Origin of the sequence: Sphingomonas sp. PSPC2-2 (assembly GCF_049897725.1) — a bacterium.
GTDB lineage: Bacteria > Pseudomonadota > Alphaproteobacteria > Sphingomonadales > Sphingomonadaceae > Sphingomonas.
Genome location: NZ_JAFCWU010000001.1, coordinates 296253 through 311475 on the forward strand (window position 1 = coordinate 296253; position 15223 = coordinate 311475).

At 65.9% G+C, this 15223-nt stretch carries 16 protein-coding genes and 1 tRNA gene; 9 read left to right on the forward strand and 8 right to left on the reverse strand.

Translation table 11 applies throughout. The features are described 5' to 3' along the window. Nucleotides 1–24 precede the first annotated feature (24 nt). Together ACP7BY_RS01370 and ACP7BY_RS01375 are read right to left on the reverse strand one after the other, a co-directional pair. The gene (locus ACP7BY_RS01370; protein ID WP_137902556.1) at nucleotides 25–1536 is read right to left on the reverse strand and encodes a TolC family outer membrane protein; all 1512 of its coding nucleotides are present in this window, start codon (nucleotides 1534–1536) and stop codon (nucleotides 25–27) included. 20 nt (nucleotides 1537–1556) lie between these two features. Further along, the gene (locus tag ACP7BY_RS01375) at nucleotides 1557–2222 is read right to left on the reverse strand and encodes a protein-L-isoaspartate O-methyltransferase family protein (protein WP_231564934.1); all 666 of its coding nucleotides are present in this window, start codon (nucleotides 2220–2222) and stop codon (nucleotides 1557–1559) included. Between the two features lie 175 nt (nucleotides 2223–2397). Here ACP7BY_RS01375 and ACP7BY_RS01380 point away from each other — a divergent pair. The 4 genes from ACP7BY_RS01380 (at nucleotide 2398) to ACP7BY_RS01395 (ending at nucleotide 6823) form a co-directional block, all read left to right on the forward strand. Further along, a tRNA-Cys gene (locus tag ACP7BY_RS01380) sits at nucleotides 2398–2471 on the forward strand. Between the two features lie 114 nt (nucleotides 2472–2585). After that, nucleotides 2586–2999, forward strand: coding sequence for a DUF2946 family protein (locus ACP7BY_RS01385; RefSeq protein ID WP_033963932.1), 414 nt, complete (start codon nucleotides 2586–2588; stop codon nucleotides 2997–2999). Between the two features lie 100 nt (nucleotides 3000–3099). Next, nucleotides 3100–5463 (forward strand): TonB-dependent receptor family protein, encoded by a 2364-nt coding sequence (locus tag ACP7BY_RS01390; protein ID WP_033963933.1) that lies wholly within the window; start codon nucleotides 3100–3102, stop codon nucleotides 5461–5463. Nucleotides 5464–5473: 10 nt separating this feature from the next. After that, nucleotides 5474–6823, forward strand: a complete 1350-nt coding sequence (locus ACP7BY_RS01395; protein ID WP_137902555.1) for a PepSY-associated TM helix domain-containing protein — start codon at nucleotides 5474–5476, stop codon at nucleotides 6821–6823. On the opposite strand, the gene ACP7BY_RS01400 is transcribed toward ACP7BY_RS01395, so the two are convergent. After that, nucleotides 6809–7207 (reverse strand): (deoxy)nucleoside triphosphate pyrophosphohydrolase, encoded by a 399-nt coding sequence (locus tag ACP7BY_RS01400; protein ID WP_137902604.1) that lies wholly within the window; start codon nucleotides 7205–7207, stop codon nucleotides 6809–6811. The two genes, ACP7BY_RS01395 and ACP7BY_RS01400, sit on opposite strands and share 15 nt — an antisense overlap. Before the next feature lie 100 nt (nucleotides 7208–7307). Here ACP7BY_RS01400 and ACP7BY_RS01405 point away from each other — a divergent pair, with 100 nt between their 5' ends. Continuing rightward, nucleotides 7308–7493 (forward strand): Flp family type IVb pilin, encoded by a 186-nt coding sequence (locus ACP7BY_RS01405; protein ID WP_033963935.1) that lies wholly within the window; start codon nucleotides 7308–7310, stop codon nucleotides 7491–7493. A 130-nt stretch (nucleotides 7494–7623) separates the two neighbouring features. Then, a complete protein-coding gene (locus ACP7BY_RS01410; protein ID WP_010403444.1) occupies nucleotides 7624–7791 on the forward strand; it encodes a Flp family type IVb pilin in 168 nt (55 codons plus the stop codon). A gap of 110 nt (nucleotides 7792–7901) precedes the next feature. On the opposite strand, the gene ACP7BY_RS01415 is transcribed toward ACP7BY_RS01410, so the two are convergent. Genes ACP7BY_RS01415 through ACP7BY_RS01430 form a run of 4 tightly spaced genes read right to left on the reverse strand, consistent with a single transcriptional unit; the run spans nucleotide 7902 to nucleotide 11789 of the window. Further along, the gene (locus ACP7BY_RS01415; RefSeq protein ID WP_033963936.1) at nucleotides 7902–8849 is read right to left on the reverse strand and encodes an acetyl-CoA carboxylase carboxyltransferase subunit alpha; all 948 of its coding nucleotides are present in this window, start codon (nucleotides 8847–8849) and stop codon (nucleotides 7902–7904) included. Nucleotides 8850–8861: 12 nt separating this feature from the next. Then, nucleotides 8862–9809 carry a tyrosine-type recombinase/integrase gene (locus tag ACP7BY_RS01420; protein WP_126849135.1) on the reverse strand — a complete coding sequence of 316 codons (948 nt, stop codon included), beginning with the start codon at nucleotides 9807–9809 and terminating at the stop codon, nucleotides 8862–8864. Further along, nucleotides 9806–11647, reverse strand: coding sequence for a hypothetical protein (locus ACP7BY_RS01425; RefSeq protein WP_137902603.1), 1842 nt, complete (start codon nucleotides 11645–11647; stop codon nucleotides 9806–9808). Before ACP7BY_RS01425 ends, ACP7BY_RS01420 begins: the two co-directional genes overlap by 4 nt. A 4-nt stretch (nucleotides 11648–11651) precedes the next feature. After that, a complete protein-coding gene (locus ACP7BY_RS01430) occupies nucleotides 11652–11789 on the reverse strand; it encodes a hypothetical protein (protein WP_171010473.1) in 138 nt (45 codons plus the stop codon). An 87-nt stretch (nucleotides 11790–11876) separates the two neighbouring features. Here ACP7BY_RS01430 and ACP7BY_RS01435 point away from each other — a divergent pair, with 87 nt between their 5' ends. The 3 genes from ACP7BY_RS01435 to ACP7BY_RS01445 are packed head-to-tail and all read left to right on the forward strand — an operon-like array spanning nucleotide 11877 to nucleotide 13678. Continuing rightward, nucleotides 11877–12431 carry a shikimate kinase gene (locus tag ACP7BY_RS01435; protein WP_052192154.1) on the forward strand — a complete coding sequence of 185 codons (555 nt, stop codon included), beginning with the start codon at nucleotides 11877–11879 and terminating at the stop codon, nucleotides 12429–12431. Beyond that, nucleotides 12428–13525 (forward strand): 3-dehydroquinate synthase, encoded by a 1098-nt coding sequence (gene aroB / locus ACP7BY_RS01440; protein WP_137902554.1) that lies wholly within the window; start codon nucleotides 12428–12430, stop codon nucleotides 13523–13525. The genes ACP7BY_RS01435 and aroB overlap by 4 nt, the downstream gene beginning before the upstream one ends. Next, on the forward strand, nucleotides 13526–13678 hold the full coding sequence (locus tag ACP7BY_RS01445; RefSeq protein ID WP_081988617.1) for a DUF2256 domain-containing protein: 153 nt from the start codon (nucleotides 13526–13528) through the stop codon (nucleotides 13676–13678). It abuts the gene before it with no gap. Here the strand turns inward: ACP7BY_RS01445 and ACP7BY_RS01450 are convergent. Next, nucleotides 13665–14915, reverse strand: coding sequence for an MFS transporter (locus tag ACP7BY_RS01450; protein ID WP_033963939.1), 1251 nt, complete (start codon nucleotides 14913–14915; stop codon nucleotides 13665–13667). The two genes, ACP7BY_RS01445 and ACP7BY_RS01450, sit on opposite strands and share 14 nt — an antisense overlap. Between the last annotated feature and the right edge of the window lie 308 nt (nucleotides 14916–15223).

The window sequence follows — 15223 nt, forward strand, 5'->3', positions numbered from 1 at the left end:
CTGAAAAGTGCGTCGATCCGCCGGTTAGCGGTTCTTCGTTGCTTCACCTGCGGTAATTGGAGCACTTCTGTCAACTGGCGCGTCCAGAATCGGATCGAGCGGGCGGGTGACCTTGGCGTCTTGCGGGCGAGTCGCGTTGGTCCGCGTGCCGGTAACTGCGGGATCGGGATCCGACGAAAAGTCCGAAATCCGGCCGCGCACGCTCTTATAATGCGCCACCGGATCGTAGAGCGGGCCGCCGTCAAGGCCAAGACTGCGCGCCTCGGCCCGCCCCATCGCCGCCAGCAGTGCAAAGCCCGCGACATAGGCATCACGCCGCGCCGTCACCAAGGTGACCTGCGAGTTGAGCAATTCCTGCTCGGCATTCAGAATATCCAGAATGGTACGGTTGCCGACGCTGTTTTCCGCGCGCACCCCTTCCAGCGACAATTTGTTGGCGTTGACCGCCACTTCGCTCGACGCGATCACCTCGAGCGAGGATTTCCAGACCGCATAAGCCGATCGCGCTTGCGAGATCACGCCGCGCTCGGTCTCGGTGACGCGCTCGATCGCCTGCAACCGCGCATCCTGTGCCTGCCGGATCTGCGCGGCCGGACGCCCGCCCTGGTACAGCGGCAACGTCAGCCCCAGACCGACGGTCGAGGATGTGCCCGTCTGGCCAATCGCCACGCCGGTGCCTGACCCGAGCGATCCGAGATAATTGTAATAATTGCCACCGACGTTGACGCTGACCTTGGGCAAGCGATTCGAGCGCGCTACGCCAATGTCATACCCTGCGGCTTCGCTCGCTTTGGCGGCCGCCAACAGCGTCGGATTGTCCTTCAACGCCACGTCCACCGCAGTATCGGGATCGGCGGGAAGATTGGGGAGCGCCGGTGGCGGCTCAAGCGCATCGGGCGCAGTGCCGACATAGCGGATATAACTTTCCCGGCTGGAAATCAGCCGCGCCTGCGCCGTTTCAAGCTGGCCGCGGGCGACGGCGAGACGCGCTTCAGACTGCGCGACGTCGGTCCGGGTCAGATCCCCCACCTGAAACCGGTCGCGGCTGGCCTGCAGATTGACCTCAAGCACCTTCACGTTCTGAATATTGAGGCCGACGATCGCCTCATCGCGGATGACATCCATATAGGCACCCACGACCGTGGTGAACAAATCGGACTCGGTCCCGCGCAAGCTCAACTGGCCGCCTTCGACGCGGGTTTGCGCGGCACGGACGCTGTTGCGCACCGCGCCACCTGCATAAAGCGGCACCGACAGCGTCGCGCCGGCGGTCGCGCTGCGATCGGGCGACACGAAGCTGTTCGAGGATTTGACGACGTTCTCGGTATAGGCGCTTTGCAGATTGACGGCAGGCAGCGCCTGCGACCGCGCGATCGGCACGTTTTCGTCGTTTGCGCGCACGTTTGCACGCTGCGCGGCAAGCGTCGGGTTGGTGTTATACGCCTTAACCAGCGCCTCGCGCAGCGTCTCCGCAGAAAGCGGGGTCGCCGCGAGCCCAAGCAGCGCAACGCCAGCCAGTAGGTGTATCGATCGCATGGGTCGCTGGTCTTTTCTGCTCAGAACGTGAAAGTGCGCGGCTGCGCAAAGCCGGGAAGCGGCACGCATTCGATGTCGGCAAAGGCGAGCAAGCCGAACCCGCCCGCGCTGCGCCGCCCGGCGGCAAGGCGCGTGATACCGCGATCGACGATCCCGGCCACCGCACGGCCACCAATTGTGACCTGCTCGACCAGGGCATCGGACACGCCTTCGACCGCGCCATCGATCACCAGCACGTCATAGGGCGCGCCAGCGGCATGGCCGTTTTCCAGCGGCCCTTCGACCAGCGTGACATTCGCAATCCCGGCCAGCGCGGCGCGGGCATGGGTGGCGAGCGCCGGATCGCACTCGACCGCGACGACCGACGCCACCAATTCTGCAAGCACCGCAGCGGTATAGCCGCCCGCCGCACCGATCAGCAGCACGCGGTCGGCGGGGAGCAATTCCGCCTGGGTCAGCAAGCGCCCGGTGGCGATCGGCACGTTCTGCGCGCGGCCGTGCCCAAGCGGTACGGCGGTATCGCGATACGCGAGCGCCGCCACCTCGCTCGGCAGGAATGCCTCGCGCGGGACCGAGTCCATCGCCGCGACGACGCGCGCATCGCTGACGGCATTGGTACGAAGCTGGCTTGCCACCATTGCATGGCGCATCGCGAGCATATCCGAATCGTGCGTATTCAAATTCATCGTGCCACCCTTGTCGGACACCCGGTTTTGCACAACTGTTGTAGCTGTGCAATACACTAGTTGAGAGTGCTCACCTCTATCGTGGCGAACCGGGTTCGCCAAGCGACGCGTATCGGCATTTTTGCAAGCGCGTGGTTGACAGCGGGCGCGGACGCTTGCATCTGCGCCGCTCTTCGGCCCGATGGCGGAGTGGTGACGCAGAGGACTGCAAATCCTTGCACCCGGGTTCGATTCCCGGTCGGGCCTCCACAACAGCTTCCAGCGACGCACGCAGCGGTCCTGGTGCAGCGGATTTCCAACAGGCCGCGATAGAGACATTTTGCCCGCGTGACATAGCGAACAGCGCGCCATAAAGCGTCGATCGTGCAACCGTTCCGCGATCATATCCAGCAACATCGCGTCCTTGCGGCCTGGCTGCTGGCGTTTGCGCTGCTGCTGAAAGTCGTCGTGCCCAGCGGGTACATGCTGGACACGTCGCAGGGTACGATTCGCATTGCGATCTGTTCGGGCATGGGCCCGATGAAGACGATGGCGATGGCAATGCCCGGCATGGACCACTCAGTATCGCAAAAGCATCAAAAGGACGGCGAGAAAGCCGATCAGCCCTGCGCCTTTGCCGGCCTGAACGCGCATTCGGTTGCAGCGACCGACCCGATCCTGCTCGCACTCGCCATCGCTTTTGTGATGGCGCTCGTCTCGCGCCGGATCGCGCCGCCGCTGGTCGGCCTGCGCCTGCATCTCCGTCCCCCGCTGCGCGGACCACCTGCCACCCTATGACGATCGATAGAGCCGCGACGCGCTGAGCAAGCGCCGTCGCGACGGACGTGCATGGCCCACCGCCGCGCGCCCGCTACCAGCGTTTACAGGGGATTTTTTCGTGCGCCTTCCATCAACGTTTCTCGCGGCGTCGATCGCCGCGCTTGCCGCTGCGTCGGCGTCCGCTCAGACAGGCACCGACACGCGACGCCAGGAATTGCTGCGCCAACGCGCGGCGATCGACGCCGAACTGCAGCGCCTCGACACGCCCGCAAAGACCCCGGAAAGCCAGCCGAATCGAGCGGGCACCGCATCGACATCCCCCGACGACATCATCGTCACCGGGCGCGCGTTGACGCTGACGACCAAGGTCGCGGGCCAGACCGACACCACCATCACCAACGCCGCGTTCCGCAATACGCCCGCCACGACCATCGCCGACATCGTCAAACTCTCCCCCGGCGTCACCGTCATTGGCGGCAATGGCCCACGCGATGTGGGAGTCTCGATCCGCGGCTCGAACGCGCGCAACAGCTTCGGCGCGCGCAATATCCAGGTGTTCGAGGATGATTTTCCCGTCACCCAGCCCGACGGCCTTGCCCGGTTCGATCTGACCGACCCGCATGCTTATGGCGCGGTCGACGTCGTGCGCGGCCCGTCCTCGGCGCGCTATGGCAATTATGCCGTCGAAGGGGCGATCAACTTCCGCACGCGGCGTGGACGCGACCTGCAAGGCGTCGAGGCCGGAGTCGATGGCGGCAGCTATGGCTATCTCAACACCTACGCCACGCTCGGTCATGCCGGACCCGGCTATGAATATGCGGTGTTCGGCAGCTTCGCCCGCGCCGATGGTGCGACCGGCCATACCGGTTACCAGACCGGTACGATCAACGCGCTGGCGACCTTTGCCCTGTCGGACCGCGACCGTGTCACCGGCAAGGTGATCTACAATGAAGGCGAGTTCCGCCTGTCCACGCGGCTGTCGTTCAACCAATATCTCGCCAATCCGTACCAGCAAGGATGCGATCAGGCAGCCACTGCCGCCGCAGGCTGCGGGACGATCTCAGTGCTGGCAAATGGCATCAACGGCACCCGCATCGCCCAGACCGCGAGCGAGGGCGATCTCGCGCGAAACGACCGCCGGACCATTGTCGGTGCACGCTATGAGCATGACTTTTCCGCAGGCACGACCTGGCGCACGCAAGCGACCTTCGACAGCCGTGTGGTGTTCCAGCCGACCAGCGCAACCCCGTTTCGCGGCACGCTCAACAGTTACAATCTGAGCTCTGACGTCACCGCGCACAGCCAGATATTGGGCATGGATGCGCTGAGCTTTATCGGGATCTTCTACAACTATCTCGACGGGCAGAATTACTCGTTCAACAAGACGCCTGCAGGCCGCAACGGCATTGGCGCGCCGACCCAGACGGTGTTCGGCGGTGTGCGCAATATGGGGGTTCGCGCCCGCGAGGAATTGGCGCTGACGCAGGACCTGCAGCTGATTCTTGGCATTGGTTATGAGCATTCGAAGATCGACATGCGCCAGACGAACTACGCCTACCCTGTCGGTGCCAATCCGACGCTGACCAATATCCCGGCGATCCGCGATTTCGACAATGTCGCGCCCGAGGCGTCGCTGGTATGGCAGGCCGCGCCCGCAGTGCGGCTGCACGCCCGTGTCGGTACGGCCTACGGTATTCCGCAGTCAGGCCAGCTTTTCGTCACGACGGCAGGCGTCGCCGGCAACAATATCGACCTCAAGACGCAGACCAGCACCGGCGTGGACGTCGGTGCGGAGCTGACGCTCGGCGACACCCTCAAGGCCGAAGTGACGGGTTATTATGAGTGGTTCCGCAACGAGCAGGTTAGCCAGTCGGCGGGGGTGAACCTGTTGTCCTTCACCACCAACGTGCCGCGCTCGATCCATCGCGGCGTGGAAGTCGGCGTCAACTGGAAGCCCCTGCCCGCGCTCCTGCCCGGCGGCTATGTCCAGGCGACCTACAGCTATAACGACCAACGCTATACCAGCTATGTCGAGCGGCTGACCTCGGGGGCGGTGTCGGCCACCTTCGATCGTGCCGACAACCGCATTCCGGGCGTGATCCCGACCTTCGCCAACGGGCGATTGGGCTATGACCAGCCGCACGGTGCCTTCGCCGGGTTGGGCGGCTTTGCCGAGGTGACCTACCGCTCGCGCTATTTCATCGACAATGCCAATTTGCTGCGCATTCCGGGCTACACGCTGGTCAATCTCAACCTGCATTACGATCCGCCCGCTGCAGCAGGCTGGTGGTCGCGTTTGTCCTTTTACGCATCGGTGCAGAATTTGGCCGACAAGACCTATGTCGGTTCGGCGTCGATCATCTCGGACAGTCTGGGCGCTGCGAGTGCACAAAACCCCGCCTCGGTGCTGATGGGCACCACCGGATCCTTGTACGCGGGCCAGCCGCGCACCGTCTATGTCGGCCTGAAGGGCCGGTTCTGAGGAGGAAGTGATGGCCAACCCCGCCCGCCCGCAACTCAGCTATAACGCCGTCTGGCGCTGGCATTTCTATGCCGGCGTGTTCTGCGTGCCCTTCGTGATCTGGCTGGCGCTGACCGGCACGATCTATCTGTGGAAACCGCAGATTGAGGCGTGGCTGGACCAGCCCTACACGCATCTGCCGACCACCGGCCCGACGGCATCGCCCGATGCGCAGGTCGCCGCAGCCTTGCGCGCGGTGCCGGGATCGACGCTGCACAAATATGTGCTGCCCGAGCGCCCGGACGAGGCGGTGCGCATCCTCGTCACCAAGGATCGTCAGGACCAACGCGTCTATGTCGATCCGCGTTCGCTCGCTGTCCTCAGCGTCGTCAGCGAGGAGCAGCGGCCGATGCGGCTGATCTTCCATCTGCACGGCGAATTGCTGGCGGGTGCGTTTGGCAGTTACATGGTGGAGATCGCCGCCTGCTGGACGATCGTGATGTTGCTGACGGGCTTGTATCTGTGGTGGCCGCGCGGGCGATCGGGTTTGGCGGGGGTGCTGTATCCCCGCCTGGCGGGCGGACGTCGGGTGTTCTGGCGCGATCTTCACGCCGTCTCGGGCATTTGGGTATCGCTGTTCGCCCTCGCGCTGATCCTCACCGGGCTGCCCTGGGCCAAGGGTTGGGGCAACTATCTCACCGAAATCCGACAACTTACCGGCACCGCGCGCGGGCCGGTCGACTGGACGATCGGCGGCAAGCCACCGCAGGCCGAAGCGATGTCGGGAGACCATGCCGGACATGGCGGCATGGCGATGCCGCGCGCGCCAATCGTGTCGGGCGAACTCGCGCGCGTCATCGGAGTGGTGCGACCGCTCGCGGTGGCCCCACCGGTGCTGATCTCGCCGCCGATGCGTCCGGGCGACCCCTGGACGGCAGCGTCCGACGCGGCGAACCGACCATTACGTAGCACGGTGAAGATTGACGGTCGCACGGGCACCGTCATCAGTCGCGAAGGCTTTGCGCAGCGCCACTGGATCGATCAAACGATCGGCTACGGTGTTGCAGGGCACGAGGGCGCGCTGTTCGGCCTAGCAAATCAACTACTTGGCACCGTTACCGCGCTGTTGCTGGTGGTGCTGGCGGTGTCGGGCGTGGTGATGTGGTGGCGACGACGGCATGTTGGCCTGGGCGCGCCGATCGCGCTGTCCCGCCCGCGCCTTGGGGCGGGACTGGCCATCGCCATCCTCGCCCTGGCCTTATACCTGCCCTTGTTCGGCCTGACCCTTATAGCCGTGCTGGTTGCCGAAAGGGTTGTGGGGCGATGGATGCCCGGCCCCGCCATCTGGCTTGGACTGCGGGCAAGCCTAGCCCCGCGCTAACGCAGCCTCCAGGGCCGGGATAAATGGCAAATCGGCCGGGGGCATCTCCAGCCCCCGCAGGTCGGCGGGGGCGTGCCACGCGATCGCCGTCGCGTCGAGCGCCTGCGGCTCGCCTGTCCAAACCCGACACACGTAGAGCAAGAGCAGCAAATGCCGGTCGGCAAGCGGTGCGCTGGCGAAGGTCAGCGGCGCGAGCGCGGTCGGCGCGACCACGACGCCCAGTTCCTCCTCCAGCTCGCGCACCAACGCCGCCTCGGGCGTTTCACCGGCTTCCACCTTGCCGCCGGGAAACTCCCACAAGCCCGCCAATGCTTTTCCCGGTGGTCGGCGCTGCACAAGCACCCGCCCCGCACCGTCCACCAAGGCGGCGGCCACGACCAGCATCACGAGCGCCGCTCCGATGTAATGAGATTGTTAGGCATATCGTAACCCACCTGTTTTAGGGATCGGGAACCAGCAGCTGTTTCGGTGGCCTCGAACTCCTATGATCCTCGACACGCTGAAAAAGCTCCTGGGAGATCGCCGCGGTGCCACAGCCGTCGAATATGGTCTTATTGTCGCGCTGATCGTGATTGCGATGGTCACCGCGCTAACCCAGCTCGCCAATTCCACCACCACCATGTGGGGCAACGTCAGCACCAAGGTCTCGGCGGCCACCGCTGGCGTTTAGAGTCGCCCGCCCGACAAAGTTCCGTCGGGCTTAAACCTTTTTCAACTCTGCCTCCCTAGACTCGGCAGCGTTGGTCCGGTTTTTCCGGCCCGACCGGGTACTGAAGCTTTCACCAACGGAGACCGGAATCATGAAGACCATCCGCAATTTCATCAAGAATTCCAAGGGCGCGACCGCCATCGAATACGGCCTGATCGCAGCGCTCATCGCCGTCGCCGCGATTGCCGCGATGCAGGGCCTGGGCACGCAACTGAACAAGACCTTCACCAACGTCACGACCAACATGAAGGCTTCGTAAGACTCTTACGAACTCCTCTAATATGCCAGGGCGGCGGAACTACGGTTCCGTCGCCCTTTCATTTGCCTCGCGACCGAATACCAACCCTGGCGGCCGCGATCGCGCCCGCGTTAAAGTCGGCCCATCGCCAGAAATTTTGCACGTCGGGACCGGCGCAGCTCGGCGGGGCTCTGGCCATCAAGGTTCGACAAGGCCGCGTCGATCGCATTGCCCAGCGCCGCGATGGCCGCGCCCGGGTTGCGTTGCGCACCGCCCAACGGCTCGGGCACGATCGTATCGATGACCCCGAGACCCTTCAGGTCCTGCGCAGTGACTTTCATCGCCTCGGCGGCATCGGCGGCTTTGTCCGCCGTGCGCCACAGGATCGACGCACAGCCTTCGGGCGAAATTACCGAATAGACGGCGTGTTCGAACATCAACACCGTATTGCCAGCCGCCAGCGCGATTGCGCCGCCCGAGCCGCCCTCGCCCACCACCGCCGCCACCATCGGCACGCCAAGCGACAGGCACATTTCGGTCGACCGCGCGATCGCTTCGGCCTGGCCACGTTCCTCGGCCTGCACACCCGGAAACGCGCCCGAGGTATCGACCAAAGTTACCACCGGCAGGCCGAAACGGTCGGCCAATTGCATCAGGCGAATCGCCTTGCGATAGCCCTCGGGCTTGCCCATGCCGAAATTGTGGCGCAGCCGACTGGCGGTATCGTCGCCCTTTTCATGGCCGATCACCAGTACGCGCCGCCCGCGCAGGGTAGCAAAACCGCCGAGGATCGCCTGGTCGTCGCCAAACGCACGGTCGCCCGCCAGCGGCAGGAAATCCTGAAATAGCCCCGCTACATAATGTTTGAAGTGCGGACGTTCGCCGTGGCGCGCGACCTGGGTCTTCTGCCAGGGCGTCAATTTGGCATAGGTGTCGCGCAGCAACTTGTCGGACTTCGCCTGCAGCCGCGCGACCTCCGCGTCGATGTCGACCGTGCCTTCGGCTGCGGTCTCGCGCAATTCGTCGATCCGCGCTTGCAGCTCGGCGATCGGTTTTTCGAAATCGAGGAAAGTTGCCATAAGTCGGGCCGGTTAAGCCCCGCGCTTCCTTGCGTCAACGCGTGCCGTAGCTTCGGCGAGCGGATGACGCGCATTGACCAGCTCGATCAGGCGGCTGGCATCGACATGCGTATAGATTTCGGTGGTCGCAATATCGGCATGGCCGAGCATCGCCTGCAGCGCGCGGAGATCGGCTCCGCCCGCCAGCAAATGCGTGGCAAAGGCATGGCGCAGCACGTGCGGGCTGACGCGATCGGGCGGAATCCCGGCCTCCGCCGCCAGTGCTTTCAGGATCTGGTAGAGGCGAATGCGGCTCAAATGCCCCTTGCCGGAAGGGAACAGCCACACGCTGTCCTCGGGCACGTGCAGCCGCCAGACCGCAACGGCTGCGCGCGCGCGATCCGACAGCGGCACCAGCCGCTCCTTGTCGCCCTTGCCGCGCAGGATCAGATAAGGCCGGTCGGGCGCAATAGCGCGGCGCGAGAGCGATACCAATTCGGTCGCGCGCAGCCCCGATCCGTACAATAGCTCGACCAACGCCGCCATGCGCAGGTCGTTGGGGTCGGCGGGGACGCGCGCGATCCGCTCGGCGATCGTGGCGAACAGGCGGTCGATATCGGCATGGTCGAGCACCTTGGGCAAACCGCGCGATGCACCCGGACGCGGCAAGGCACCGCCGGGATCATCCGCCCGCAACCCCTCATCCGCCAGAAACGCGAAAAAACGCCGCAGCGCCGCCGATTTGCGCGCTACGCTCGCCTTGGACAGGGCGAGCCATTCGCCACCCAGCCGGGCAAGGTCGTCAGGCGTGGCGCTGCTCAGCCGCCCGCCAAGCACCTCCGATGCGAGCGCCAGATCGCTGCGATAGGCGGCGATCGTGTTCTTTGCCGCCCCGGCTTCCGCCGCCAGCATCTCGAGAAAGCGATCGATCAACGCGCGATCCTCGCGCGGCGAATCGGGCGCGCTGGGGCGCTCGGTCAAAGCCGCGAGATCGCCTCGACGGCGATCATCCGCGCCTCGCCCGACATGCCGACCGCGTGCAGTGCGGCCGTGATGTGATAGATCGCCTCGGGCGAGACGCCATGCCACTGCCGCGTCTGCATACCGATCGCCGCGAGCAGCACCACCGTGCCGGGCTCATGATCGCGCGCCGCCTTGGCGATCGAGCGCGTCCAGCTATTCTCCTGCGTTATTCGCAACCCCAGCCCTTGCGCGCCACGCTCGACTTCGGCACCCGACATCCGCCCTAGCCCCGCAATTGCGGCAAAGAACATCCGGCGCTTCAACCCCTCGGCATCGTTCGCCCCGGAATAGGCGCTGACGTCGCCATAATTCAGCGAGGGCATTGCCGGATCGACCAGCGTCAGCATCGCCCAGGCATTGCTGCCGCGTCCCGCTTTATCACGCCAGCGCAGTGCCGGAACATCCAGCCCGGCGCTCAGCATCGCGGCGACCAGTCGATCGATATCGGGCTGCTCCAGTGTCGTCGGAATGCGCGCGGCAGCCCCGGCAGTCAGCACCAGCCGGGCATAGCGGCCTTCGGCGGTCTTGGGTTCATCCCACAACCGCACCAGCGCATCGGCGCGCGCCTTGGCGTCCGGCCCCTCATAGGCCGCGCGCAGATCGCGCGCGATCCCGACCTCGGCACCCGTCTGATCGTCTCCCGCATCGATCGCGCTATAGAGATCGACCAGCGCCGCGCTCGACAGAATGCCACGCGCTGCGGCCAGCTCGGCCACGGCGGCGCGCACCCGCGGGTCCAGCGTCGGGGACAAAGCCCGCCAGCCCTGCACGGCAGGCGATGCGGTTGCCAGCAGCGACTCGGGGATCTCGACCCCGGTGGCAGTGGCCATGCCGTATCGCCAGGCGGTCAGGTGATCGACGCTGTCCCACTCGATCGTCACCGCCTGGCGTCCGCTTTGACCGGCACCCGCGACCTTTTGCGCCAGCAAAAAGTCGACGCCACCGGCAATTCCGGCCTTTCGCGCCTGCGCCAGCAACGGTTGCGCCCGCGCGGGCGTGCCAGACAGCCCCGCGCAAATCGCCCGCGCCATGATCCAGCCGCGTTCCTGGCCAAGCTCCGCCCCGGCCTCGGCCGCCGGGCATAACGCTGCCGCGTCTCCCGTCGCCAGCGCGGCCTGCATCGCCGCCTCGAACATCTTGGGCGTATAATCCTCGGTATCGACGGCTTGTGCCATCGCCCGCGCGGCCACGGATTCGCCCATACGCGTCAGCAACCACGATCGTTCCGCCGCGAAATCCGCACCGTTCACGCCGCGCGGGGTATCGACCCGCGCCATCAGCGCGCGGCGCAGCGCAATCGACACCCAGCGCGACGCGACCGGGGTGTTCAACCGTTGCATCAGCACTTCAAGGAAGCGGCCGTCGGCGCGGCCAAAGGCGTTCGGCCCCATCGCGCCCTCAGGCGGACCCGCGACACCGACGCGCGCCAGCGACCGGCGCGCGAACGATGGCATGTCGGCGCGCACGAAGGCGGCAAAGTCGGTCGGCGCGGGAGGCGTGGCGGCGGGGCTCGGCACAGTCGTCGGGGTCGCGTCGGGCGCTGAAAACCCTGCCGACGCGGCCGCTGGAGTCTGTGCGAGCGGCGGTGTAGCCGCTTGGCTCGGTTGCGCGGGGGCCTGCTGGACCGGCTTGGGCCGCGCCGCCGCCGGAGAAGGCGCGGGCGTAGGATCGCCAAAGCCGGGCGGCAGGATCGATTCGGGGCGTTGCTGCCCCAGCGCCGGTATTGCCAGCACCGCCGCGAGAGCGGTGCCGACGCGCAGCGCGATGGTCAGCTTGCGCGCGGTCGCGCCGGACACACCGCTACTTTTGGAGATTCGCAAGCGGGACGGCCTTTTCGACATGCTTCAGCGGCTTTTCGCGCGCGATCGAGGAGAGTCCGAACAGGACACCCACCAATACGACCACGATGACGAGGAGGATTACGAGCGAGCGGGACATGGGCCAAGACCTGTAACAGAACAATTTGGGCTGCGCCCGCAAGGCCTTTTGCCCGAGACGCCCGTGCGCTGTATAGCCCTCGCTTCGATGTTGCAAAGCCCAGCCCCCACCCCACCCCAATCGCCGAAATGGACCGGCCAGCCGATCGTGCTGGTTGGGCTGATGGGGGCTGGCAAATCCACCGTTGGCCGCCGCCTGGCGATGCGCCTCGGCCTGCCCTTCGTCGACGCCGATACCGAGATCGAAACGGCCGCCGGCATGTCGATCCCCGATATTTTCGATCGCTTCGGCGAAGCCTATTTTCGCGATGGCGAACGCCGGGTGATCGCGCGGCTGATGGAAGGCGAACGACGAGTGATCGCCACCGGCGGCGGCGCGTTCGTGGACCCGCAGACGCGCGCCGCGATCCTCGACCGGGGTTTTGCGGTGTGGCTCGATGCCAAGCCCTCAGTGCTGGTCGAGCGCGTCTCGCGCCGCGACACGCGCCCGCTGCTGCGCGGGCGCGATCCGCTTGCCGTGCTCGAAGAACTGGCGCGCGTCCGCAACCCGTTCTACGCGACCGCGCATCTCCGCGTCTCCAGCCACCGCGCGCCGCACGACGCAACCGTCAACGCCATCCTGAAAGCGCTCAACCAACCATGACGACCATTCCCGTTTCGCTGGGCGCGCGCAGTTACGATATCATCATCGAGGCCGGGCTGCTCGGCCGCGCTGCCGACTGGCTCGCGCCGCTGTCGCGCGGGCGGCGGATGGTGATCGTCACCGATGAGAATGTCCTGCCGCACTTGGCGACCGTGCAGGCCGCGCTGACCGCGGCGGGCGTAGCGAGCGAAGCGATCGTGCTGCCGCCGGGCGAATCGACCAAGAGCTGGGCGATGCTGGAGCAGCTGACCGACCGCTTGCTCGATCTTGGCGTGGAACGCGGCGACCATGTCGTGGCGCTGGGCGGCGGGGTGATTGGCGATCTCGTCGGTTTTGCGTGCAGCATCCTCAAGCGCGGTTGCGGCTTCGTGCAGATCCCGACGACCCTGCTCGCACAAGTCGATTCGTCGGTGGGTGGCAAAACCGCGATCAATTCCAAGGCCGGCAAGAATCTGATCGGCGCTTTCCATCAGCCGGCGTTGGTGCTGATCGACCCCAATGTGCTCGACACGCTGCCGGAGCGCCATGTCCGCGCGGGCTATGCCGAGGTCGTGAAATACGGCCTGATCGATGACCCCGACTTCTTCGCCTGGTGCGAGGCCAATGCCGCCGCGCTGATCGCGGGTGATGCCGACGCGCGGCTCTACGCCATCGCCCACTCGGTCGCGGCCAAGGCGCGGATCGTCGCCGAGGACGAACGCGAGACGACCGGCGCGCGCGCCCTGCTCAACCTCGGCCACACCTTTGGGCATGCGCTGGAAGCCGAAGCGGGCTTTTCCGACCGGCTGCTCCACGGCGAAGGCGTCGCGGCCGGAATGGTGCTCGCCTTCGGCTATTCGGCGGCGCGCGGGCTTGCTCCACAAATCGATGCCGATCGCGTTGCCGCGCACCTCCGCGCGATCGGGCTGCCCGATGGCGCGGCCGCGGCGGGCATCACCGCCGATGGCGAAACACTGGTCGCGCACATGCTGCACGACAAGAAAATGGACGCGGGCACGCTGCCTTTCCTGCTCGCACGCGGGATTGGCGGCACTTTCCTCGACAAATCGGTCGATCTGGCGGACGTGCGCGCATTTCTGGATCGAGCGGCCTAAGTGCCGAACGGCGTCGCCAAGGCCGACCTGCCTGAAAAGATCTGCCCGGTCTGTCAGCGCCCGTTTGCATGGCGGAAAAAGTGGGCGCGCGATTGGGACAGCGTCGTTTACTGCTCCGAACGTTGCAAGCGCGCGCGGATCAGCGCCGCTTGAGCAAGGCCAGGCCGCCAAGGCTCAGCACGCCCGCCGCCACCAGATAAGCCCCGACCAGCCACAGCCCACCCCGCGCGGCCAGGGCCTGCGCCGCGATCGGGGCGAGCGCGCCACCCAGGATTCCGCCGAGATTGAAGGTGATCGACACGCCGGTATAGCGTACCCCGGCGTCGAACAACGACGGCAGCCAGCCGCCGAGCGGGCCATAGGCAAAGCCCATCGCGAACAGCGACAGCGCCAGCCACGCGAACACCACCCACAAGGACGCAGACCCCAGCATCGTTCCCATCAGCAAGCCCGAGGCGACGGAGCCGACAAACCCCCAGCGCAGCATTGCGGTCGCACCGAACCGGTCGGCCAAGGTGCAGGAGACGATCACGCCCGCAGCCAGGAACAGGATCGCACCGAGTTCCAGCCCCAGAAACGCCTGCCGCCCATGGCCAAGCGCGGTAGTGCCGTAGCTGAGCGCAAACGCCGTCGTCAGATAGAAGAGCGCAAAACAGGCAACCACGCCGACCGTGCCCGCGACTGTCGCGCGCAGATGCAGGCGGAACAGCTCGGCGATCGGCACTTTGGGCAACGCATCGTGCGCGGCGGCTTCGCGGAAGGCCGGCGTCTCGGTCAACTTCAAGCGCACCCACAGACCAAGCAGCACCAGCACCGCGCTCGCCAGAAACGGCAAGCGCCAGCCCCAATCGCGGAATTGCTGGTCCGTCAGCACAGCGCCCAGCAGCAGAAAGAAACCATTGGCGGCGATGAACCCAACCGGCGCGCCGAGCGGCGGAAACATCCCCCAGCGATTTTCCTGGCCCTTGGGCGCATTCTCGACCGCCAGCAGCGACGCCCCGCCCCATTCGCCGCCAAGCCCGAGCCCCTGCCCAAAGCGCAACAGGCACAAGAGCGACGGGGCGACCCAGCCGATTTGCGCATAAGTCGGAAGGAAGGCGATCGCGACGGTCGAGCCGCCCATCAGCATCAGCGAGGCGACCAGCGTCGACTTGCGCCCCAAACGGTCGCCGAAATGCCCAAACACCGCCGCCCCCAACGGCCGGGCGAAGAAGGCGAGGCCGAAGCTCGCGTAAGAGGCCAGCAACTGCACCGCCGGATCGCCCGCCGGGAAGAAGAGCGGGCCGAACACCAAGGCGGCGGCGGTCGCGTAAATATAAAAATCGTAGAATTCGACCGAGGTGCCGATCAGGCTGGCGAGCAGGATGCGGCGGGTCGAGGCGCTGGTCATCCACGCTCCCTATCGCGCTTGTCTGTTCGTGTCGAAGGGGCGAATGAATAGCGCACCGTCACCCCGGCCTCGCGCCGGGGTCCACCGCGATACGAGACAATCGATCGCAGAGACCCTGTATGGTGGATGCCGGCACAAGCCCGGCATGACGTGGGAAGGTTGCCGTCGTTGCCGTCCCGTCGAACCGTCCGTCACACCGCCGGACGCGGCACACGCTTACCCTTGGTCCGGCTGGTCAAATGAAACGCCCCGCAGCGATCGCACCGATAGGGCCTGAGCACAAGATCACTCGCCTGTGCCAGCGACCG

Bases quoted from the DNA above. Each gene is read 5' to 3' on its own strand.
- ACP7BY_RS01450 (WP_033963939.1), bottom strand. From the start codon at position 14,915: ATGACCAGCGCCTCGACCCGCCGCATCCTGCTCGCCAGCCTGATCGGC.
- ACP7BY_RS01395 (WP_137902555.1), top strand. From the start codon at position 5,474: ATGGCCAACCCCGCCCGCCCGCAACTCAGCTATAACGCCGTCTGGCGC.
- ACP7BY_RS01435 (WP_052192154.1), top strand. From the start codon at position 11,877: ATGTTGCAAAGCCCAGCCCCCACCCCACCCCAATCGCCGAAATGGACC.
- ACP7BY_RS01430 (WP_171010473.1), bottom strand. From the start codon at position 11,789: ATGTCCCGCTCGCTCGTAATCCTCCTCGTCATCGTGGTCGTATTGGTG.
- ACP7BY_RS01370 (WP_137902556.1), bottom strand. From the start codon at position 1,536: ATGCGATCGATACACCTACTGGCTGGCGTTGCGCTGCTTGGGCTCGCG.
- ACP7BY_RS01400 (WP_137902604.1), bottom strand. From the start codon at position 7,207: ATGCTGGTCGTGGCCGCCGCCTTGGTGGACGGTGCGGGGCGGGTGCTT.
- ACP7BY_RS01410 (WP_010403444.1), top strand. From the start codon at position 7,624: ATGAAGACCATCCGCAATTTCATCAAGAATTCCAAGGGCGCGACCGCC.
- ACP7BY_RS01415 (WP_033963936.1), bottom strand. From the start codon at position 8,849: ATGGCAACTTTCCTCGATTTCGAAAAACCGATCGCCGAGCTGCAAGCG.
- ACP7BY_RS01405 (WP_033963935.1), top strand. From the start codon at position 7,308: ATGATCCTCGACACGCTGAAAAAGCTCCTGGGAGATCGCCGCGGTGCC.
- aroB (WP_137902554.1), top strand. From the start codon at position 12,428: ATGACGACCATTCCCGTTTCGCTGGGCGCGCGCAGTTACGATATCATC.
- ACP7BY_RS01375 (WP_231564934.1), bottom strand. From the start codon at position 2,222: ATGAATTTGAATACGCACGATTCGGATATGCTCGCGATGCGCCATGCA.